The sequence below is a fragment of the Pseudomonas typographi genome (assembly GCF_014694385.1).
Lineage (GTDB): Bacteria > Pseudomonadota > Gammaproteobacteria > Pseudomonadales > Pseudomonadaceae > Aquipseudomonas > Aquipseudomonas typographi.
The window spans coordinates 1-232 of sequence record NZ_JAAOCA010000203.1; the positions used below are offsets into that span (position 1 = coordinate 1).

The 232-nt window shown below is 55.6% G+C and carries 1 pseudogene; it reads right to left on the bottom strand.

The annotated features are described in order from the left end of the window. Positions 1-127 (bottom strand): annotated as a pseudogene (locus HAQ05_RS29025) (phage tail protein); the annotation flags it as partial. Positions 128-232 lie beyond the last annotated feature (105 nt).

A 232-nucleotide genomic window follows, 5' to 3' on the forward strand; every position in this document is an offset into this window, starting at 1 on the left:
ACCAGTTGCCGTCAGGACCAAGGAAGGCATCGCCCACCCGGCTGTTCGCCGCGAAGTCGGTACCGGTGCCGGTCACCGTAGTGGAATTTTGCGTGCACGAAACCGTGCCCGATCTGTACCAGGGCATGCGCAGTGTCCTTGAAAGTTAAGCGTTCATCTTTGCGAATAACGCGGGAAGAAAGAATGCGGTCGGGTTCGAAGAAGCAGCCGTTATTGCATAAAGCTTGCTGTT